Annotated in this window: 20 protein-coding genes; 2 read left to right on the forward strand and 18 right to left on the reverse strand. The window is 37.0% G+C overall.

From position 1 onward, the window contains the following. Positions 1–11: 11 nt before the first annotated feature. The 3 genes from BLQ13_RS05230 to BLQ13_RS05240 all read right to left on the reverse strand — a co-directional run bounded on the left by BLQ13_RS05230 (position 12) and on the right by BLQ13_RS05240 (position 1339). Positions 12–524 (reverse strand): hypothetical protein, encoded by a 513-nt coding sequence (locus BLQ13_RS05230; protein WP_090916770.1) that lies wholly within the window; start codon positions 522–524, stop codon positions 12–14. 132 nt (positions 525–656) lie between these two features. Continuing rightward, positions 657–866 (reverse strand): DUF896 domain-containing protein, encoded by a 210-nt coding sequence (locus BLQ13_RS05235; protein ID WP_090916772.1) that lies wholly within the window; start codon positions 864–866, stop codon positions 657–659. A 95-nt stretch (positions 867–961) separates the two neighbouring features. Beyond that, positions 962–1339 (reverse strand): LysM peptidoglycan-binding domain-containing protein, encoded by a 378-nt coding sequence (locus BLQ13_RS05240; protein ID WP_090916774.1) that lies wholly within the window; start codon positions 1337–1339, stop codon positions 962–964. A gap of 295 nt (positions 1340–1634) precedes the next feature. Here BLQ13_RS05240 and lexA point away from each other — a divergent pair, with 295 nt between their 5' ends. After that, on the forward strand, positions 1635–2261 hold the full coding sequence (lexA, locus tag BLQ13_RS05245) for a transcriptional repressor LexA (RefSeq protein WP_090916776.1): 627 nt from the start codon (positions 1635–1637) through the stop codon (positions 2259–2261). A 157-nt stretch (positions 2262–2418) separates the two neighbouring features. Here lexA and BLQ13_RS05250 read toward each other — a convergent pair whose 3' ends face one another. From BLQ13_RS05250 to BLQ13_RS05315, 14 genes are all read right to left on the reverse strand, one after another. Then, positions 2419–3723, reverse strand: a complete 1305-nt coding sequence (locus tag BLQ13_RS05250; RefSeq protein WP_244159229.1) for an aldehyde dehydrogenase — start codon at positions 3721–3723, stop codon at positions 2419–2421. 687 nt (positions 3724–4410) lie between these two features. Further along, positions 4411–4629 (reverse strand): hypothetical protein, encoded by a 219-nt coding sequence (locus tag BLQ13_RS05255; RefSeq protein ID WP_090916781.1) that lies wholly within the window; start codon positions 4627–4629, stop codon positions 4411–4413. A gap of 112 nt (positions 4630–4741) precedes the next feature. After that, positions 4742–5935 carry an ATP-grasp domain-containing protein gene (locus tag BLQ13_RS05260; RefSeq protein ID WP_090916783.1) on the reverse strand — a complete coding sequence of 398 codons (1194 nt, stop codon included), beginning with the start codon at positions 5933–5935 and terminating at the stop codon, positions 4742–4744. After that, positions 5936–7210 (reverse strand): MFS transporter, encoded by a 1275-nt coding sequence (locus BLQ13_RS05265; RefSeq protein ID WP_167375646.1) that lies wholly within the window; start codon positions 7208–7210, stop codon positions 5936–5938. Further along, a complete protein-coding gene (locus BLQ13_RS05270; RefSeq protein WP_090916787.1) occupies positions 7207–8418 on the reverse strand; it encodes an ATP-grasp domain-containing protein in 1212 nt (403 codons plus the stop codon). The genes BLQ13_RS05265 and BLQ13_RS05270 overlap by 4 nt, the downstream gene beginning before the upstream one ends. Positions 8419–8425: 7 nt before the next feature. Beyond that, positions 8426–9610, reverse strand: a complete 1185-nt coding sequence (locus tag BLQ13_RS05275; protein ID WP_090916789.1) for an ATP-grasp domain-containing protein — start codon at positions 9608–9610, stop codon at positions 8426–8428. Between the two features lie 49 nt (positions 9611–9659). Beyond that, positions 9660–10997 (reverse strand): LLM class flavin-dependent oxidoreductase, encoded by a 1338-nt coding sequence (locus BLQ13_RS05280; protein ID WP_090916791.1) that lies wholly within the window; start codon positions 10995–10997, stop codon positions 9660–9662. A 37-nt stretch (positions 10998–11034) separates the two neighbouring features. Continuing rightward, the gene (locus tag BLQ13_RS05285; protein WP_090916793.1) at positions 11035–12003 is read right to left on the reverse strand and encodes a D-2-hydroxyacid dehydrogenase family protein; all 969 of its coding nucleotides are present in this window, start codon (positions 12001–12003) and stop codon (positions 11035–11037) included. A gap of 22 nt (positions 12004–12025) precedes the next feature. Next, positions 12026–13036, reverse strand: a complete 1011-nt coding sequence (locus BLQ13_RS05290; RefSeq protein WP_090916795.1) for a mandelate racemase/muconate lactonizing enzyme family protein — start codon at positions 13034–13036, stop codon at positions 12026–12028. Continuing rightward, positions 13033–14496: a DUF6025 family protein gene (locus BLQ13_RS05295; RefSeq protein WP_090916797.1), complete on the reverse strand. Its 1464-nt coding sequence runs from the start codon at positions 14494–14496 to the stop codon at positions 13033–13035. The genes BLQ13_RS05290 and BLQ13_RS05295 overlap by 4 nt, the downstream gene beginning before the upstream one ends. 7 nt (positions 14497–14503) lie before the next feature. Then, complete coding sequence (acnA, locus tag BLQ13_RS05300) at positions 14504–17191, reverse strand: aconitate hydratase AcnA (RefSeq protein ID WP_090916799.1); 2688 nt, start codon at positions 17189–17191, stop codon at positions 14504–14506. A 9-nt stretch (positions 17192–17200) separates the two neighbouring features. Further along, positions 17201–18829, reverse strand: a complete 1629-nt coding sequence (locus BLQ13_RS05305) for an amino acid adenylation domain-containing protein (protein WP_090916801.1) — start codon at positions 18827–18829, stop codon at positions 17201–17203. Continuing rightward, positions 18829–20292, reverse strand: coding sequence for a citrate/2-methylcitrate synthase (locus tag BLQ13_RS05310; RefSeq protein WP_208606753.1), 1464 nt, complete (start codon positions 20290–20292; stop codon positions 18829–18831). Before BLQ13_RS05310 ends, BLQ13_RS05305 begins: the two co-directional genes overlap by 1 nt. Before the next feature lie 1110 nt (positions 20293–21402). Then, a complete protein-coding gene (locus BLQ13_RS05315) occupies positions 21403–21912 on the reverse strand; it encodes a hypothetical protein (protein ID WP_139168855.1) in 510 nt (169 codons plus the stop codon). Position 21913: 1 nt separating this feature from the next. On the opposite strand from BLQ13_RS05315, the gene BLQ13_RS05320 reads away from it, so the two are divergent. Next, complete coding sequence (locus tag BLQ13_RS05320; protein WP_139168856.1) at positions 21914–22207, forward strand: hypothetical protein; 294 nt, start codon at positions 21914–21916, stop codon at positions 22205–22207. Positions 22208–22228: 21 nt separating this feature from the next. Here BLQ13_RS05320 and BLQ13_RS28425 read toward each other — a convergent pair whose 3' ends face one another. Beyond that, positions 22229–22381: a hypothetical protein gene (locus tag BLQ13_RS28425; protein ID WP_167375647.1), complete on the reverse strand. Its 153-nt coding sequence runs from the start codon at positions 22379–22381 to the stop codon at positions 22229–22231. Positions 22382–23069: the final 688 nt, after the last annotated feature.

Genomic DNA, 23069 nt, shown 5'->3' on the forward strand with positions numbered 1-23069 from the left:
TTACACGTTAATTACTTATCAATCGTTTCTACGGTAATCTGGTGTGCTTTTGCAAATTTCAACAACCGCTCGGTAATCGCTTCTGTATCGTAACGATTTAACAACTTGGTGAAAACCCATCTTTTTCCACGACTGTTGTGTTCAATAACAACAGTGCCTGGCTCAAAACGGAATTTGATAATATCGTCAACCCCGATCGATCGTTCACGATTCCCCTTCGTTGTAATGATCCGATTACTACTAATTTTAACGTAAGGACGGCGCAACATAAAAATGACAGCCAAAAATACATAGAGCAGCATTGTGACCCAATCCCAGGTTGTCATCGGTGCTTTCACTAAAAAAGTACTCATGAACAGATACAAAAACGCCAAACCAATTAAAAAGATAGGGAACAAAAGGCTTCTGCCTTTGTAAATATCCTCACCTGGATTACCTGTGATTGGTTGACCGCTTTTTTTACGTTGCTGATTCAATTGCTTCGAATTTTTCCGAACCGTTCTCTCGAACGAACGCCGTGACATGTGAATCCCCCTTATGTGTCTTGTATCGGCTTACATAATTATACTGCAAACCGAAGTTCCCCCTTATAGTAAGCATCCCCAGCTAACATGAAGAAACCTAAATATCATAACGATAAGTTTAGGTTTCGTAATTTATTGTTTGAGTTTGCCTTGGTGGCCTTGGCCCTTGTCGTCGTCAACAATCTCAATTGAATCGAGTTGCTGTCTGAAGTTGCTACGAATGTTACCTAGGTAAATTTCTCTCAATTTTGCACGTTCAGCAAGTTCTTCCTCTGATAGTCCAGTGGATTTCTGCTTGCGAGCCAATTCGTTAATACGTGCTACCAGACTATCTATATCCAAGCTTGTCCCCTCCAAAAATACAAAGTCATATTAACTTTGACATGAGAAAGGCGGCTTGTCAAGTTAGTACGCGCCAACCTGCATAGATGCGCACTCTATTTAACAAACTGAGGTAATATTAGAACTTGTCCTGTCTGGATTGTTGCTGATTCAAGTTGATTCACTTTTTTGATTGCTTCTATATATACACGCGTATCCATCGACGTTGGTTTATGTTCCAAAGAAATACTCCACAATGTTTCTCCCTGTGATACAGCAATCTTACCACCAGGTAGTAGATCATTCTCGTTACCAGCAAAGACAGTTAGCACTGTACTACATCCAATAAATATAATTAATGAAGCAATTGCCAGCTTAATCAATCCCTTAGAAAACTTAAGACGTGTCATGAACGTTCTGAATTGCCCTATATTAGACTTTACAGCTTCTGAATTTACTGGTTTATAAATGCTCTGATACGTAGAATATCTCATTTGCCCCCGCCTCCAAACGTTTGTTCCTATCTCTTGGAATCAATATAACACGAACATTTGTTTTGTTCAAGACTTTTTTAGAACAATTGTTCGCTCTTTTTTCGACATTAAAACATCTTTTTTCGTATTGAAAATTCTTGCGTAATGAACAATTAAACTCTCTTTTCCAAAAAAACTAATGAGTCTGAATCGAAAAAAGTAGAAATAATATGATTTCTTTAGAACTTATGTTTGTACGAACGGAGGTTCTATGTTATAATTTTCCCAAACGTTACTAAAATGGGGTTGATACGGTATGTCGAAGATATCCAGCAGGCAACAGGCTATCCTGGAGTTTATACGAAATGAAGTCCGTTTGAAGGGGTATCCTCCTTCCGTAAGAGAAATTGGCGAAGCCGTTGGACTGGCTTCCAGTTCCACAGTGCATGGACATTTGGATCGTTTGGAGAAGAAAGGGTTAATCAGACGTGACCCAACCAAACCAAGAGCGATTGAATTGTTAAGCCAGGAAGAGTCTGAGCATTCTCATCAGTTCGCCCACAGCGTTGCACGAATTCCGGTCGTGGGTAAAGTAACAGCTGGTGTGCCGATTACGGCAACAGAAAATATTGAAGACTACTTCCCACTTCCTACACATTATGTAGGAGAACAGAAAGTATTTATGCTTTCCGTTGTTGGGGACAGTATGATTGAAGCCGGTATTGTTAATGGAGACTATGTAATCGTTCGTCAGCAACAAACCGCTGATAATGGTGACATTGTCGTTGCCATGACTGAGGACGATGAAGCAACAGTAAAGACTTTTTATAAGGAAAAGGATCATATTCGCCTTCAACCGGAAAATGCTACATTAGAACCGTTGCGGTTGAAACACGTTAGTATTCTAGGCAAGGTCATTGGTCTTTTCCGCGATATTCATTAATGCATATTGGTTTATTAAATTGCTAATACGTTCTACCCGATAGAATACGAAAGAGGTTGCCCTGATCAACAGGACAACCTCTTTCTTTTACTCTAATAATTGGGGCATATCATTTACTAACCAACTACTCTAATAAGTGCATGCGCTGAACAAGAGATTATTTAGTGCGTTTAAGAATGCTTTTGTGGTGCGAGAATACTTCAAAACTCTGTTGTCCATGGTAAGAACCCATGCCACTCTCTCCCACACCGCCAAATGGCAAATAATGCGAGGTCATGTGAGATAGAGTCTCATTAATACAGCCTCCACCAAAAGAAACCTGATTCAATACCTGCTCCTGTAAAGCTTCATTTTCAGTAAATAAATACAAAGCGAGTGGTTTAGGCCGCCGAGCGATTTCATCGAGCATTGGATTCAAATCACGATACGTAAATACGGGCAGAATAGGTCCAAAGATCTCTTCCTGCATTACTGGTGAATCCCAATCGATATCGCCAAGAACAGTCGGTTCAATCATAAGCTGATCCCGATTCGAGCGCCCTCCCATTAAAGTTTTGCCATTCGTAAGGAAAGCGGTCAAACGATCAAAGTTACGTGTGTTAACGATATGAGGAAAATCCTTATTTTGCATCACATCATCCCCAAATTTATCGCGAACCTCGGCTCTGATTTCCTCGATGAGTTGATCATGTACCTGTTCTTCTACTACTAAATAGTCCGGTGCAACACAGGTTTGACCTGCATTCAGAAATTTGCCGCGCACAAGACGTTGTGCTGCCAGTTTCAGATCAGCATCCCGATGCACAATGGCTGGACTTTTACCGCCTAACTCTAACGTCACTGGAGTTAAGTGCTCTGCTGCAGCTTTCATGACAATACGACCGACTCCCGTACTGCCTGTAAAGAAAATATAATCGAATTTCTCATTAAGCAGTGCTGTACTCGTTTCAACCTCTCCTTCCATAACAGCAATGTACTCCTCAGGGTATATGTCCTGGATCAGATCGTTAATTAAACGAGACGTCGCTGGTGTAAGCTCAGAAGGTTTGATCACAGCACAGTTCCCTGCAGCAATTGCACCGATTAGCGGCCCAAACGCCAGTTGGAACGGATAATTCCAAGGCGCGATAATCAGAGCAACTCCATAAGGCTCAGGGTAAATCGTACTAGCCGCGTCTGGCATTGCAGGGCTCGTTGGAACGTTACGTGGTGTAGCCCACTCACGCAGATGTTCCAGCGTGTAATCCAATTCACCCAATACAATGCGAATCTCCGAGCCATATCCTTCAGCCTCTGATTTATTGAGATCAGCACGAAGCGCATCCAGAATACGTTGCTGGTACTTCTCGATCCCTTCTCTCAAGTTTTGCAAAGCCTGAATCCGATACTCCACTTGTTTAGTCTGTCCTGTATTAAAAAACGTACGTTGTGTAGTCACAAGTTGCTTCGCTTGTTGTTCCAAAAATATCATCTCCAATTAATTTCTAAAAATTATATTGTCCAAAATCAAATTAATTATATCTTTTATATATGAAACTATCAACATAGTTTTGAAACAGGATTTATATAAAGTAACCAAAAGAGATTAAAAATTACGAATAATTCTTAATTCTTTTCATTGATTGGTTGCTCTGTATAATCTTTTTTTGAATTTTTCATATAATGAAATTTATGGAGTGAAATCTGATGAATACATTACAAATATTAAAAGATTTATGTATAAAAAAGAAAATGTATTATTTGTGGATTTAACTGTTATTGTGGCAAGCATCACTTTTCCAACATCATTTGCAACGCTTCATGCTTAAGCCTAATTCGTGATCGGACTCCAAGCGTCTGCATGAGTATATAGAAAAGAAAGCGAGAGATTGTTAGATGAAGCTAAAATAACAAGAAGAAGAGAAAAGTTACGCGCTTAGAAAATTGATAAGGAAGAAAGAAGACTTTGATCGAAAAAATTCGACTTTCGATTAATAAACGTAAATGAGAGTAAATATATTCATACATCCACGGTTAGTAAAATCCATTTCATAAGTTAGTTGTAATTGCAAATAAGCGAAACGAACGTGCAACATTTTTCATAAGCTTACCAAAAGAGTCGCGCATATTTCATGCAGCGACTCTTTTCGGATACACCTTCAATTAAGGTTTAGGCAATTCCATCTGCAACGGAAACTGCTTCATATCTTCTTTCATCAAACCAATTGCTTTTTTCAATGAATGCTATACTCGTCGCACCTTTCTGGCAAAGCTGTCCATACGCTGAATCCACATAATATCGATCAATTAAAAACGATTCTGTCCATTCGTAAAAGTCATTTCCAGAATAACCTAACTCAAGTCCAATATTTGAATAAACTGCAAACAAGAATTTTTCTCACAATCATCGGCTTGGACCTTATTATTAAAGACATCGCGTCTTTGATCCTTTAAATGATATTTAATAATTAACTATGCTAAAAAATAGTTTTCAAATTCATTTATTCCCATACTAAATTGTTATCAAACCAAATTTCTAACATTTTATAACGGTTCATTATTTCATTCTCGTCCTTCCCTCGAAAAATAACAGAAGCAATTGTATGTGATCCCGTGTTTGGACCGTTGAATTTTTTTCCAATATTCTCAGTTTTTTTCAAGTATTCTAACACCCAATCGTAGGGGATAATTGGATTTTGAGAAACTAAAGTTCCATTTTTCGGCGGAACTAATATGGATCCGGCTAGAAGATCTTTTTTAGGAATATAATCAATAGAACCTCCACATTGTGCACGTATGGATTCTTTAAGTATATCAACTCCAGTAGCATGATAAATCGTCTCTGGAATCATCCCCCCGGCAGCTCTACTAGCAATCTCACAAAAAACGATTTCATTACTTGTTGTGTAGAAAAATTCTGCATGGAAAGCGATCGCATGAGATGGGGTTGGGAATTTAGTTAATATTAATTTTACTGAATCGCATAAACGATTAAACAATGGATTATTCTTTTCTAGCATCATTGATCCGATACATTTATTTTCGTTTAACAGTGTAAAACAATCGTTAATATATTTTGCTGGCTGGGCAAATAATAACTTCCCATTTTGATATAGACCATCAACGTGGTACATCTCTCCATCAATGAAGGATTCAATTTCAAAATTTTCTTCTATCCCCTTCTCCAAAATCTGAAGAAGAGCATACTCATCTCGAACAATTTGAACACCAACGGATCCAGCCTTGTCTATCGGCTTCAATACAATAGGATATCCATTTTGAACAACAAAATTAATCACATCAAATACATTATTAACACGAGAGTAATTCGGGGTATTTATAATTTCTTTTGTGAGCTCCTTCATTAACAGTTTATTCCTAAATCGAAGTGCACTTTCTCCATTTTGTCCAGATATCCTAAGGTAGTCTCTAAGATATCCGGCATTCGATAAATCGTATTCGTGAGCTGCAACAATGTAATCAACTTTTTGTTCGTTATTTAAATCAACAATGTATTTATAAATAGCATCATTGTATTCAAAATTATCGAAGCCCACTTTAAGATCAAAAAAATTCGAAAAATCATCAACATGTTCCTTCTTGCAGATCAAAATAAATTCTCCTTCAATCCCGTCTAACCATTCTTCATAGTTTACAGTTTTGGGAGAAAATCTATTAATGATTACAGTTCTCATTTAGCCAGTAACCTCCGCTTCTGTTGAATTTGTTTGAGTAGTTAGTTTTCTAATTTGTATGGCTTGAAATATAGAATAAAAGAGTACAATAGCTACTAATCCGGAAATTAGAATAAATATGCTCATAGCCCATGCTGGTAGCATACTGCTCAAATAAATTCCAACTGCCCCAATCAATGCACTTCCTTTATACGCGATTTTATTTAATGCAAGATAAGAGCTTCGAAGATGATTTGGTGTTATATCTCCAAGGAAAGACTCGTGAATCGGTGTAAATAGTACCTCTCCAAATACAGCTACAAACATCATGAGAAATAACACGCCAGGCTGCATAGAAATCGATATGGCTACATACCCAATGAGGTAAAGACTATAACCAATAAACAACAATTTCTTATCACTGAATCGTTTCAATAACAAACCAACGAAGAGTGTGAAAATTACTATACCAATCGTATTCTCTGTTCTTAAATAACCTATTAATTGAATTCCATTAAAAGACCATTGCAACGGTTCAAAAGTATATTGGGAGAAGCTACTCTCAAATCGAATGGATAAATAGTTCGCAAGATGACTTTCGATAGAAAATAGTAGCATACTTGAAATGACGAAAATGATAAAGACACGATCACTGATAACCAATCGATAATTTTGTAAGAGATCTTTGAATCCAGATTGTTTTAGTTTCGCTTCTGATGGTTGTTGAAATGATTCACTTATGAAAAAACATGTAACAACGAGTGAGACCAAAGAAGAAAAGACTAAACCGATGAAGAGAAAAAATAATTTTTCCTTAAACAATAAGGAACCGATGATCCCAGCAATCGCAATTGAAAGATTTTGAGTCCAATAAATAATACTGTACATATACTTTCTTTGTTCTGACTTGGTTAAATCCAATAACATTGCTTCAGACGCTGGTCCATACATGCCGGTAGAGAATGTGTGCAACAGAAAGATAATCAAAGTTAAGACAGGCGAAGATATCCACGGTGAGTTAAAAATTGCTAATGCAATATAAGAGGCCATCTTCAAGCCGTCTGAATAAATCATTATTTTCTTACGACCTATTCGATCTGAATGAAATCCCCAGTATACACCTGAGAAAAAATTAATAATAATTCCAATCGAAATTGCAGCGCTTGCGTAGACTATTCCGATATTAAGAGCAAAATAAATAGACATAAACGGAAAAACCATATTTGATGTCAAGGTGTTTAAAAAAATCACAACAATTCTCAATCTTATTGTTGGATGGAACTCAAAAAAATTCATTTTACTTGACCCTCTTGTATCTCCCATACTGTAGTTTTCTCATACCAATTATAAAGTGTCTCGAATTTTTCAACTATATCTTTATGACCTTCACCATGGACAAGTAACGAAGCTATTGTGTCAGCGCTTGACTCCGGTCCGTTGAACGAAGCTCCGATATGCTCATTTTTTATTGAGCAATTAATTACCCAGTCAAAAGGAGGCTCTTTATCTATAGCAAGTAATCTCCCTCTTTTTGGAGGTATTTGAATGTATCCGAGTGGTTGATAATAGTGTGCAGCAATCTCCACATCCAATCCACATTGTGCACGAAATGCTTCCTTCAGTAAGTCAACACCTGTCGCATACTTAACACAATCCGCAATTTTCCCACCACCAACTCGGCTTGCAATTTCACAGAAAATGATCTGATCATCGTTAGTATGGAAAAATTCAGCATGAAATGCGATGGTATGATCTGGAACCGGCATGGATAGTAACACATCAAGAACCTTTTGGTTGAGGCGTTTAAATAATGGGTTTTCTATATCCAACATGACTGCAGCCAGATACTTATTATCTTGAAAAGCTAAACAACCATTTATATATAAGGACGGACACGCGAACAGAAGTTGTTCTTTATGGAATAAACCATCGATATGATACATGTCTCCTTTTATAAATGTCTCCACCTCTAATCCTGATTGAACTCCGTCTTGGAGAAAGCTTTGGTATGAGTCTTCGTCTGTTATAACTTTAACCCCCATAGATCCTGCTCCATCAACCGGTTTAATAACAAACGGGAACCCATATTTTTTTTTGAATTCAAAAAGTTCAAAAATGTTGTTTATTCGCATATATGTGGGTGTTTCTACTTTACCTTTAAGGTAATCTTTCATTTTAGTTTTGTCTCGAAATGCCGTTGCACTTACTTCGTTCTGCCCATCAATGTTAAGATAATCTCTTAATTGCCCGACTTTAATCAATTCAAATTCGGTCAATGCAATAATGTGGTCAATTCTTACTTCTTGATGTAAATCTACTATCTTTGAATAAATCATGTCACTATTGTCCATATTTTCAATACTTATCGTCTTATCAAAACATGAACTAAAGTGTTCAGCATGCTTAGGTTTTGTAAATAAAATAAATTCTCCAACAATGCCTCGTAAGCATTCTCTATAGTCAATTTTATCGGGAGATAAGCGATTGATTACTACGGTTCTCATCTTTATATCACTCCCACAAAGTATTTTTCTCAAACCAGAGTGCTAGTTGATTTATCCGCGAGTGTACTTCTGACTCTGAACTTCCAATAATTAAAAATTTTGCAATTGTATCAACACTAGAAGAAGACCCGTCAAAAAAATCTCCTGGTTTAGCGTCAATTTCGTATTTGGTTACCCAACTTGCGTTACAACTATCAGGTATGTTGATAAGTTCTCCCTTTTGTGAAGGCATCAATAAAAATCCACTATAGATGTTGGGGGTTGCTTTCATATTTAATTCAGATATAATTCCACATTGTGCTTGAATACTTGTTTTTGTTAAATCTAAGTCGAATGCTTGAATAATGGTTTCACGAATGAATCCACCTCCCGTTCGGGATGCGATCTCACAAAAAACCAACTTATCATCTAAGGTATGAAATACTTCGGCATGAAAAGAAGTATTTGATGGAGTAGGCAAAGCTTTAATTACGTCTTTGATAAATTGTATCAAACGACCAGTTAAAGGATTATCTTGCCCTAATAAAAAGCTCCCGTTAAATTTGCTATCTTGATGAGCCAGACATCCATTTATATATTTTGAGGGCCAACAAAACTCCAGTTCACCGCTCAGAACTATTCCATCAATATGGTACATGTCTCCCTCAATAAATTGCTCTACTTCTAAATTCGAATTCAGCCCTTTCGATAAGTAATCATAGAGGTCTTCAACACTATAAATAATTTCCACCCCAACTGACCCTGAGCCATCAAAAGGTTTAATTACAATAGGATATCCGTTTGTTTCTATGAACTTATAAATATCTATTGCAGATTGTGCTCTAACAAAATTAGGAACTGGAATTTGATGTCTTATGAGAGTTTCTTTCATTATAACCTTGTTCCGATATGTAAGAGCACTTACAACATTTTGCCCAGCTAAATCTAAATAGTCACGAATTCTCGCGGCACGCAATATATCAAATTCTGAAGTTGCGATAACGGTGTGAAAAGGATATTTACGGTAGAATTCGATTGCCCGAACTTCAATGGAATCATTAATCTCATACTCGTTAAAGCCTTCGACGTGTTCAAATTCGACAGATGCTTCTGCTCTTTCCTTCGTGGTAAAAAGAAACAACTCTTCTTTAAGTGGGCCTAACCATTCATTATACGGGTAATAAGCAGATCGATTTAATATCAGAATTCCCATGCAAGCACCTCCGGTGTTGAGGAAAAATTAGTGGCAATTATAGTAACTTTTATGCGAACTGATTCACTGGTCTCTGCAGACCAAGATTTTCTCTTAATGTTCGTCCTTCATAATCTTTTCGAAACAATCCTCTTCGTTGTAATTCAGGCACAACGAAATCTACAAAATCATTCAAACCTTCTGGCAAATATGGCGGCATAATATTGAAACCATCAGCCGCTTCATTAGTGAACCACTCTTCTAGTTGATCCGCTATCGTTGATGGTGAACCCATTACAAAACGATGTCCCCGTGCGCCAGTGACCGATAAATATAAATCCTGAATAGTTAATCCCTGATCGCGAGCTTGTTCGTAAATCAACTTTTGTCGACTTGTACTCCCTTCCGTTTCGGGTAACTCAGGTAACAAACTATTAAGTGGAAGATGTGAGATGTCCACATCACCAAGTAAGCCTGTTAATAATCCAAGACCAACTTGCGGATCAACTAGATCTTGTAACACTGCATACTTCTCTTCTGCTTCTGCCTGTGTTTTTCCGATAACAGGAAAAACCCCTGGCATTACTAGAACATTTTCTGGGGAACGGTTATACTTTAAAGTTTGTTTTTTAATATCTTTGTAGAACAATTGAGCTTGCTCAATTGTTTGATGCGCAGTAAAGATAACTTCAGCCCATTGGGCAGCAAAATCTTGACCATCCTCAGAAGATCCAGCTTGTACAATAACGGGATACCCTTGTAAAGGCCTCGTTACATTAAGTGGTCCACGTACTGAAAAAAACTCACCACTATGGTTTAACATATGCAACTTATCGGGATCAAAATAACGTCCTGTCCTTTTATCATATAAAAAAGCATCATCTTCCCAACTATCCCATAAGCCGGTTACAATTTGCATAAACTCTCGTGCCCGTTTATATCTGGTTTGGTGACTGGGTTGACGTTCAAGATTAAAGTTTTGGGCTTCTGCATCCGTCACTGATGTAACAACGTTCCATCCAGATCGCCCATTACTTAGATGATCAAGTGAAGCAAATTTTCGAGCTACATGATATGGTTCGTTATAAGTGGTTGAACTGGTAGCCGTTAAACCTATATTTTTTGTAACTACAGCTAGGGATGACAGCAATGTTATAGGTTCGAACTGTACAATTCTCCCCCAACGACTTAGCTCATCTTTATTTTTGTAATGAGTTCTTATCCCAACTCCGTCAGAGAGAAACAACATATCAAACTTGCCGTCCTCTGCTTTTAATGCAAGTGATTTATAGTATTCAAAATCCATCCCGCCGTCTGGTTTTACGTTAGGGTGTCTCCATGCAGCCACATGATGACCGGGTGCTGGTAAAAAAGCTCCAAGTTTCATTTGTCTCTTAAATAGGGTCATACAAAATCCCCTCTTTTCTTTTTTTATTCTTGCTATTCTATTTCTTACTTTTAATTATTCGAATAGGATTCCCCTCAATATAAGCTTTGATATCCTCAAGGGCATGTTGATAATAGATTTGGTAATTGTTTTGTGAAACATACCCTAAATGCGGGGTGGCCAATAAATTAGGAATAGAACGTAACTGATGGAACTCGGGTAATGGTTCAATATTAAATACATCAATGCCAGCGCCTGCAATCCAGTTATTATGTAACGCTTTGATGAGCATTTCCTCGTCAATAATAGCAGCGCGTGAGGTGTTGATGAGATAGGCCGTTTTCTTCATAGACTTAAGCTCATTCTCGCCAATCAGGTGTCGAGTACGTTCGCTAAGTACGAGATGGATTGAAACAATATCACTTTGGGCTAATATTTCTTCCTTTGTTGCTGCAAAGTGTGCACCGACAGCTTCAGCTCGTTCCTGTGTAAGATTTTGACTCCACGCCATTACTTTCATGCCAAAAGCATTCCCAATTAGGGCCATTTTTGAGCCAATTTTCCCTAGTCCAAGTAATCCTAATGTTTTTCCATTTAAATCCGAGCAAACAGTGCTTTGCCAAGCACCTCTGTTTCGAAATGCTTGATTCTCAGGAATTAAATTTTTGGTTAATGCGAGGATTAAGGCCCAGGTCAATTCTGTCGGAGGTTCTGAATTACTCGCAGTTCCGCATACCGCTATACCATGTTCCTCAGCATATTTTATATCTATCGATGCGTTTCTCATCCCAGTAGTGATCAGTAATTTTAATCTTGGCAACTTTGATAGAAGGGATGATTTAAAAGGGGTTCGTTCCCGCATGATGATAATGATTTCAAAATCTTTTAGTTCACAAACAGCTTCTGCTTCGCTTTCAAAATGATTCTGAAAGGATTTGACCTCTACTCGGCCTGCTACAGATGACCAATCAGCTATTTTCAATGCGATATTTTGATAGTCATCTAATATTGCACATCTAAGTTTCATAATTTATCCCTCCGAAATTATATTAGACTGTTATTCCTATTCCAGGATAAGAAGGAAGAGTAACTAATCCTTCATGAAGTTCAATCCCTTGAAACGGGTCATTAACTAGATCAAGGTGACCATCAAGGTCTAAGTAATCCGCAAGTCCTGCTAACTGGCCCATTGCACTAATCCCGACTATACTTTCTGTTTTACATCCCAACATGACTTTTAGATTAAGAGATCTCGCGAGACGGATCATTTCGACAGCACGTGAAAGTCCTCCGCACTTACATAGTTTAATATTCACTCCACTAACGCTTTCCTGCAATTTAAGAACATCCGACGGGTTAACACAATCTTCATCCGCTATAATCGGTATTGGGGAGCGTTTGTGTATGTAGTGTAATGAATGTACATTTCCGTTTGCGATGGGTTGCTCCAAAAGTTCGATACTATATTTTGACATGTAATCGCATACTCTTAAAGTTTCATCTGGACTCCATGAACAATTACCATCAACCCATATGCGTCCGTTATAAATGCTTCGCAAATCTTCAATACATTTTAAATCACTATCTTTTTTTAATTTTATTTTTAATATCGGCCAGTCTAACAAGCCCTTTGCTTTTTCAACCAAATCAGTCCTCGGTAATGAACCTAATGAAATACTGCTCATAGGCAAGGGAAGATTTTCTAAACCCCATAACTTATACAAAGGGAGCCCTGTTACTTTTCCAATCAAATCATGAATAGCCATATCCACTGCTGATATTGCAGATGCACAATTAGGGAATATTCCCCATAATTTTTTTGTAACTTTCTCGAATTCATATGGTGAATATTCTAATAAGATGTCCCTTGCAAAATCCATAAACTCGGATGTATTTTCTTTTGTAAATCCATACTCGTTTGCATAGATTGCCGTACCTATCCCGGAATAAGTTTCCCAATGGACCTGAATTATAAGTTGTTCGACCATAGATATGATGCCTTTATTACTAATAAACGGTTCTCCTAATTGTAAAATATAGTTTTTGTGAGTAAGTTTCAAACTTTCTTCTCCTTTTTGGGAACGATCTCCATCAAACAACCTACAATCATACAAGCTTGGCGAAAAGTTAATTTTCTGAATTGCATCGGCTCTACTGGATTACTGAAATTATGTGTATTTCTACCGTAAGGGATCCCACTACCCGGATAAAACCGATTTAAAAAATAAGTAGAAATATCATATTTATGTTTTTCAAACCATCTTTCAACCATTTTGTTGATATGCGAATGCATTTGTTCCATATTTTCATACGAGTCTCCTGATTCAATAACATCCTCTAAAAGCTCTTCTACTGCACTTAAATCGTAGCGATAAAGATCAACTGGCCAGAGCATAAAGATAGATGATGGCAGAAGCACAAGTAATACTGGATCGACTTCCGGAAAATGCCGAACAATGACTTGTAAAATCTTTTTATAGCTTTTAGTTGTTGATTTTTCAGCGAAATATCCTTTTCTTCTAGGTGGGTAACCTGCCATATCCCTTGCCCCCCAGTGAAAATGGGGGTTAAAAGGTTGTGTCATACAATCCCTTTGCACCGAGGATGAGCTGTAATGTGAATGAAAGATAGCAGATAATACTCCTGAAAGAATATTCGAAATGATAGGTACATGATTGGGAAGCTGGTGAAGATTCGAAACAAAGTTACAAGAATCGACAACCGCTTGAAATGGAATCATCGCTGATTGTATAAATTCATCTTTGTTCTTAAAGTATGCCTCTCCCATTCTATATCCATTAGAGTCAACCAAAATATCAGCTCTTTTAATCGTACCTTCGAGTGTTGCAACATGACTAAATAAATTCTGAAATGCTCGTTTCGAATTGATCTGATTTTCAGCATCTTCCATCAAAACGTATAATAACTTTTTAACTAAATCTTTTTGAGAATAAATGATGTTTGCTTCTGAACGAAATTCATATTGGTTTAAATCTTTGCATCTGTTCAAATGAAAATTCGCAAGTGATTGCATCTTACCTTTAACTTTAGTAAATACAAACGGTGTGAATAAAGGAATCGTTCTATCCCTTTCTATAAATTGTTCTCCATTCCATGTATATAAAGGTAACAAGACACGATTATTCCCTTCGATTTTTGAACCTGGTAAATAAACTGCGTCTCCTTGGTTGAGCTCTACATCTTCGGTTTGATTAAAACAATATATAAGCGGGTATCCAAACTTGTTGTCACATATCACTTTGTTAAAATCAAGAGCACCTGCTCTCCCCTCTATTATAGGGTCCCAATTTCCAAGATGTCCTGTTCGGGGAGGAACTAATTCGGGGGACTTTCTAATGAAATCAAGAACCTTCCCCACTTCAATATCTGAATTTCCAAGATGAACCCAATCAAAACAACTTGCTTGGTATCTATCGGATAAATTCAATAAATTCGGATAGGATTCACTTAAAAGCTCTATTACATTTTCCACGATATTCGAGGATAATATCTTTTTCATCCAATTATCACCTGCATTCAACAATAATATTTTGACCGATAAGTATATTACGAAGTAAATATTTCAATATGCCGCCATTTTGAAAGTATCTTAATTCTTCATCGGATTCTATTCGAACCTTCAATGAAATTTCTTCTTTATCACCATTCTCACGAATTAATTCCGCCATTATATACTTTGAAGGGTAGAAATCTTCAACACCTCTAATGGTAATCAATTCATTTCCTTCAATAATTTTATTGTCATTACTGTCGAATTCGAGAGGTAAGATCCCCATACAGACCAAGTTAGAACGATGGATACGCTCAAAACTTTTAGCGATAACGGCTTTTACACCGAGTAAGTAAGGTGCCTTAGCGGCCCAATCTCTTGATGATCCCGAACCATACTCTTCACCTGCAATGATGACTAATTGCGTTTGATCTATTTTGTACTTCATAGCCGCTTCATATATTGGAATATATTGATTATCGGTAAAATATTTGGTGTACCCACCATCAATCTCTGGAGTGATCAAATTTTTCAAACGCGGGTTTGAAAATGCGCCTCTAACCATGACTTCATGATTCCCTCTTCTTGCCCCAAAAGAATTATATTTTTTTTCATGAACTCCACTTTGTTCAAGGTATTTTCCAGCAATGCTTGTGCGCGCAATTGCCCCACCTGGAGAAATATGATCGGTAGTAATACTGTCTCCAAGAACTACCAATGCTCTAGCAGAATTAATGGATGTTTGCAAGGGTTCATCAAAGTAAAAACCTTCAAAATACGGTGGTTTTTTCAGATAGGTAGATTCTTTATCCCAATTAAATAATTGATCTTCTATTATAGTTATCGAATCCCAACGTTCTTCAACGATTGATTGATCATATTGAGTAAGATACATTGTAGGTTGAATACAAGATTCCACAATTGTATTAATTTCTTCATCTAGAGGCCAAATATCTAATAGAAAAACTAAATTTCCGTCACTATCCTTCCCCAACGGAGTTGTAGTCAAGTCTATGTTGACTGTACCCGCGATGGCATATGCAATTACAAGTGGCGGAGATGCAAGATAATTCGCATGAACTAATGGATGTATCCTACTCTCGAAATTACGATTACCACTGAGTATTGAACAAACAATTAAGTCATTTTCCTCAATAACTCTGGTTACCTCTTCGCTTAAAGCCCCACTGCTACCTGAGCATGTCATGCATCCAAAACCATCAATGTAAAATCCAAGTTTCTCTAATTCAATTAGCAAATTTGATTCCTGTAAATACTGCTTAACGACCTTAGAGCCCGGAGAAAAACTTGTCTTGATATAAGGCGGTATGGACAGCCCCCGTTTGACTGCATTTCGAGCAACAAGGCCTGCTGCTATCATAACTAGGGGATTGGAGGTATTCGTACAAGATGTAATTGAAGCTATAACAATAGATCCGTGAGTTAACTCATTTATTTGAGAATCATTTTTTGAGAGCAAACTATTATACGCATTCGAGTTCTTTGAATGAAGCCAATTATGAAATGATTCTTTCAAATTTTGTAGGTCGACTCGCTGATGAGGCATAGCAGGCCCAGCAAGAGAAGCAGTTACGATAGCAAGATCTAGGTAAATCAATTTATCAAACTGAGGTGTTTTGCTAACATTCGAGCGAAATAACTTCTGATGCTGGTAGTAAGATTTAACTAATTTAATTAAGTGTTGGGGTCTTCCTGTTGAACGAAGATATCGAAGCGTTTCCTCATCTATTGGGAAATAGGCAACCATGGCCCCATATTCCGGTGCCATATTTGCAATTGTTGCACGTTCTGCAACACTTAGCACTTCTAGTCCATTGCCAACAAATTCAACAATTTTCCCTACTACATCTTCTTTGCGTAAAATTTCTGTAATCATTAACACCAAATCGGTCGTTGTCACACCTGCATTTAGTCTTCCTGTTAGGCTAAAACCAACAATCTGGGGCATATTCATCGAAAGTGGCTCACCTAATAAAGAGGACAAAAGTTCTATCCCCCCTACACCCCAACCAAGAAGACCTAGCCCATTTATCATTGTTGTATGACTGTCTGTCCCAACGACACTATCAGGATACATAAACTTCTTACCCTCTTCTGATTCCTCAACTCTCAAAACAGTTGCCAAATGTTCGAGATTAATCTGATGAATAATACCTGAACCTGGCGGAAACACTTTTACATTTTCAAACGCATATTCTGCCCATTTTAAAAAAGAGAATCTTTCCCAATTGAGTTTATACTCTAACTCGGTGTTTAAATTAAATGAATCTCTCGATCCAGCTACTTCGTTAATGATTGAATGATCGGTAATTACAACAGTTGGAATTACAGGATTGACCTGAGAGGCATCCCCTCCCATTTCCTGAACGGCACTTCTTATTGCCGCTAAATCATTTAAGGCTGGTACACCTGTATAATCTTGCATGATAGCTCGAGACGGTTTGAATTTAATTTCATTTGTACTCTTAGAAAGAATCATTTCTATTACATTTTTTTCCATCAATTCGATTGAATCAGAATCGATAGTTCTCAATTGAGCTTCAACTAATAATCTTAATGAATACGGTAATAATGAAAAATCCACACCAATATGTTCCTCAAGTTTGCTTAACGACCACAAATAGTATGGCTCACCATCAAAGATAACTTCCTCTAACATATTTAGACAATCGTTAATTTTCATAATGATACCTCAACTATAATCTGTTACATCTAAGTTATTTAACAACGCATTTCGATCTATTTTCCCATTTGAATTCATTGGAAATTTGTCAACGATAAATATATGCTTCGGTATCATGTACGGGGGTAAAGTATTCTGTAAGGATTTCCGTATAAAATCGATTTCAAGGGAATGACCAATGACAAAAGCAACTATACCTTTAAAAGTGTTGTTTTCTTCTGGCCATCCTAAAGCGACTGCTGAAATAATACCCTTCAGTTTTGTTAAAGAACCTTCAATTTCGCTGAGTTCAACTCGATGTCCATTAACTTTAATCTGATGATCAATTCGCCCCAAAAAAATGAGATTCCCATTAGGGAGATATCGTACACGATCACCCGTTCGATAATAAGTGGTATCATAACCAGATTCTGATTTATATATTAAGAATTTTTCTTTTGTTTGTTCCGGATTGCGCCAGTAGCCTGGAAACATTTGAGGTCCTGTCACACATAACTCTCCTCCCTCATTATCTTGGACAGTTTCAAGAGTGTCATTAACAAGTATAGCTTCAAGACCTGGATATAATTTGCCTATCGGAACTATATCATTTATACAATCTAATGGAGAGTTAACTGAATCCCAACGAAATGCAGCACATGCAATTGTTAATTCTGTTGGTCCATATAGATTTTCTATAATTGAATTAGGTGCTGCCTGTTCCCACAATTCTACGATCCCTCTAGGAAGTGCTTCCCCGCAAAACAAACTTAAACGAAGTCCAGACATAACATTTGGTGTTAACATATGTTGTTTCTTCATTATGACTGCTATTGAAGGAACCGAAAACCAAACTGTCACTTTTTTTTCTTGAATGAATCGTAGCGGTGCTATTAAATCAATAGGATTCATGGAGCATACTGTGCCCCCAGCTGACCAAGCCATAAATAAATCGAACACAGATAAATCAAAGGTCTGGTCGAATGTTTGAGTAAATCTATCTTCAGAAGTAAATTTATACTTTTCTTGATTTACCTCGATGAAGTGACAAACATTCTCATGAGTGATTGGAACACCTTTCGGAACACCTGTACTACCAGAGGTAAATAATATGTATGCTAGAGAGTCAGCTGTTACTGTAGGTAGAAATTCTTCAGGTTCATACTGCTCCAATACCTCTTTAGATAATACTTTAGTATTTTTAATCTTTATTTGAGTTTCAGTATCAGGTAATAACAAGAGTTTAGGAAGATTTTTAGCGTCATTTGAAATTTCAAGATATTGTTTAAGTGAATTATTATCAATTATCAAAGCATCTAACTCCGCTATCTCAATCATCGATGCAGTTCGTTGAGTGGGGAAATTTCGATTTAAAGGCACAAATGTAGCTCCTGAAAATAACGCAGCCAATACACCAATATATGAAGTTTCATTACGATAAGCAAAAACCCCAACCCTTTTAGGACTACCATCCAATATGTCAATTAATGCAGAAGCCCATTTTCGAGCAGTAAGCTCTACTTCAGCATAAGAAAGTTCTCTACTACCAATTATCAAAGCTGTATGATCAGGCTTTAATAGTGCATTATTTAAAAAACCTGTATACAAACCAAAATACTTTTTTCCAATATTACTTTTTTCAATTGAATTACTTATCACTAGAACCCCTCACTATCAATATGGTTTCGATCAGATATTGGCCTATAGGGTTGGTTTTTTATACCTGTATAACTTAATTTAGGTCTTATTAGGATATTCTTAGACTTTTGTTCTTCAATCTGACTTATCCAACCCGGGATACGTCCAATTGTAAAAATAGGAACGAACAAATCTTGTGGAATTCCCAAAAGCTGATATATTAAGCTTGCATAATAATCTACGTTAACATTGACTCCTTTTTTTATGTAAGGTCTCATAGCACTCACAAGGGATTCAAGTATTTCAAAGTAAATAGTCGTATTAAATTCTTCACTAAGTGCTTGTGCCGTTTCACGCAAGATTTTAGCCCGTGGATCTATCGTTTTATATACCCTATGCCCAAAACCCATAACTGGTTCATTTTTACGTTGCTTTTCTTTAACATACATAGTTGCATTATCCGGAGATCCAATTTCCTTAATCATAGTTAACACTTCTTCAATAGCGCCTCCATGAAGTTTGCCTGAGAATGCAGCAATGGCTGCTGTTAATGCCGCATATATATCAGCAGAGGTACCTGTAACAACACGAGCAGTAAATGCGGAAGCGTTTGAACCATGATCAGCATGAAGTATAAGGATTTTATTTAGTACTTTTTCTACATTTATAGAAGGAATTTTACCATCGAGCATATAAAGCAAATTTGCTGCATGAGAGATTTTTTCACTTGGCATTACTAGTTCTCTGTTGAAGCGAATTGAATTATGAAAAGCTACTATAATCGGAATTTGAGAAAGAAGTGAAATTTTATTGTTTAAGGAATCGTGCTTTAAAGAATTTTCTTGAAAATTCCCTAAGGCGGATACTGCTGTTCGAAGTGCATCCATTGGCCGAGCCTCTTTCATGGAAATAAGCAAATCGATTATTGGCTCAGGCAAATTTCTAGCTTTCTTCAGTTCTTGATCGAAATCTTTTAATTGAACACTTGTTGGTAGAGAGCCGAACATTAACAAATAAGCAGTTTCCTCGAAAGTAGAATTATTAACTAGCTCGTGAATTGAATATCCTCTATATTGGAGTAACCCATTTTCGCCATCAATATAGGTTATTTCTGTACTGTCTAAAATAACGTCAACAAGCCCCCTAGATATAGTTTGTTTCTGCTCACTGTATCCTTTTGTCTCATTTCCCACGATTTCTACCGTATTCGAATCCTTATTTTCTGCTTGCATCAAAAAATTGCGCAGATCTCTGACAGAAAGTAATTTCGATCTGTCGTGGGCATCAATTGTTACACCATATTCTTCTTCGAGAGATATGAGTAAATTAACATGTCCCATCGAGTCCCATTCGCTTATAGATCGATATTCCAAATCATCCTCTACTTGACTTTGAGGTATCTGTAAGGCTTCAGAAATAACATATTCAAGAGTCTTTTCCCTTTCTTTTAATCCTTTAGAAAATGAAGAACTGAGACTTTCCACTCTAAATTCACTCTCCTCATTTGTTCAATAATTTGTTTAACACAATAAATCTGAGGTAAGTTGTAAAGACAGTCAAGCATGTCCCTGTACTAAAGCTCTAACATATTTTAAATTGTTACAAACTAGCAATCACCCATTATCAAGGGTTTAAACCTTAGTTTTAAAATAAAAATTAATATACTACAATAATGTTAGTATTATACATTCCCAAATATTAGTTGTCTACAAAAAAGGAAAAATTAAGTCGAACAACAGTGAGAATAGGGACAAAAATTTGAGTATTCAAAAGAACAATTTTATTGATTCGGAGTTTAGCTCAGCATGACCTAATCAGGTATCTTGTATCATGGCAACAAAATGTTAAATCATATTTTGTTATTTAGTCGGATTAGAAATTGATCAATGATCAATTAAATCAAAAAATCACTCTTTTTTCTATGAAGGTTTGAGAAGTGCTGACTGCTCCTCCCCTGTAGAACATCTCCCCTATTTCTTCAAAAGCCTCTTCGCTAAACTCGGTCTCTGTGAAATTGCCCATTAGAAGATGATTCGTTATATTTTTAGAGCAAACGGCTCACATTAAAATCCGCTATATCATTACCGCCCACCATCAATAATCCCAGATACCCCCTTCTCTGTTGTTCCAAACAAAGATATAAGGGATGTAGTGAATTATGGATCGACTAAGGACGGGCGCCACTCAGTCTTCCACATACTATTGCGTTGAGTGGCAAATCAAATTGAACAAGGTCACGCATACTTAAAAGACTCTTCGTGGTTCTCTGAATACTTTTTCTTTTCATATTTATAACCTCCTCACATTAAGAAAACAGGACGCGTTGTGTACGTCCTGTTCTTTGGTCATATATCAAAAAATTGCTGTATAGATTGATCCTCAAACGAAGAGATTCGAATAATTCGATCTGAAAATCCTTCTACTCCATGGATGGATTCTTTCCCCAATAATAAGGACAAGACATGCAACTTGAATCATATCTTGCACTTCAATTTTCTTCGTTCATAGATTATGTCATCAAATGCATGTCAGGAAAATGGAATCCATGCGATATCCCTTCTCTGTTTCCGGGCAATGCTCAGAGTGCTAATCAATTAAGAAGCATTTTTCTTCTGCTCCTCGGTAATTTCTTTTTCGATATCTTTAATTTTATCGCGCGCTTCAGCAAAAGTTGTTATCGATTGAAACTCCTGACCATAAAATTGAATCCGTTTTAAACTTTCCATCGCTACAGCGCGTGTCGAATCTCCCTCCGCTTTCAAATCGTCAATAGCTTTTTTTAATTTAGCCTGTCTTATTTTTTCTAATATTTGTCCTTCAAAGATCCATCCATCCGTGGTTTTACGGATTTGCGCTGCCAACTCTGGATATTTTAGAATCAAGTCTGCTACAGCAGACGCACTTAATGACTGTCCTTTGGAGAGTGTGTATGTAACTTGGTTCAGTTCGGAAACAGAAGAAATACTTACCTGTACCGACTCTCTTAGCGCCTTGGTTTGCTCAACTAGTTTTTCAGTCAGTTCCTCAATTGTGCCAGATGCCTTCCCATTAATCCCAGCTAAAGCATCGGTTTCCTTTTGGGCTTCGACTGCGGCTACTGTCACGATGGCCGCTGCAATCGCTGGACTCTCTTTGCTGGTTGGTGAAATTGCCAGCACTTACAACGTCCTTGTCATTGAAGAAAATAATGAATACTCCATTGTGTTCAATGATGCAGTTACAGGTCGTAAAGATCTATTGGATCAATCAGAGAATAAAGAGTATGCAGCTTTATCTGCTGAAAAGTTTCCGGATCTCTATGAGATTGCCCAAAATGAGGGATATACCTTATCAGGAGACGAGTTTGTGAATAGAGCCAAAAGAAGCATTTCTGTAAATGAAGCTTTCGATAGAGATTGATCACTAAGTGATTTCAGAAACTTACTCAGAACTTTGAATCAAATGGCGGATTAATATTAACCCTAGCCCCTCTCTTTTAACTGCTTTATCAAAGCCTGCTTGTAAGAAAAAGTAAAAGCCCGGATTTGAACTCCGGGCCTTCATCAGATCTATTGGCGTGATTTGGAAGTTCATTTCAATTACCTCCATTTTTTAAAAAAAGCCAGAATTTAGCTGACTTGAGGGTTGATAAATATTTACATAAGCCCACATTTTTTACTCTCCTGCATCAATCGTTTAAATAACTTTGATCTTAAAAGTGATCGATCCCACTCTGACAAAACGATTGCTGCACCTATTAGCACTCGCTCAAATTTGTTCCCGTTTTTATAACGGTTTACTACGTTTAAGATGCCCTACAGGAAATAGTTTAGAGAAGTCTCGTTTCATTGGGGGACACACAATTCCAATAAGACCTAAAATTCGAATAGCACCAGCGACGTAAATAAATATTTAGTGCCCAACCTAGGATTTGTTAAGGTTTCGAAGCTGACTAATGCCCGGTACCAAACATTCATTAACACTCTAATTTCAAATTTCAGTAAACGTGCGGTTGAAATTATTCATACTACAATGCTAAGCGCGATGAATAAAGCAGTCGATCTAGAGATCATTAAAAAAATTCGTGTTCTAAAATAATCATCCCGGATCCAAATATCAACAGAATCAACACTTCAGATCCAATTAACTTTCTTACAAGAGAATAAGTTTTTAAATTTCTATCAACAGCTTACGAAGATGATCACAAATACTATTCTTTGTTTAAAACTCTAATCGATATGGGCTTAAGAAAAGGTGAGGCTCTGGCACTTCAAAGAAATGA

This window comes from Paenibacillus polysaccharolyticus, from assembly GCF_900102085.1.
GTDB lineage: Bacteria > Bacillota > Bacilli > Paenibacillales > Paenibacillaceae > Paenibacillus > Paenibacillus polysaccharolyticus.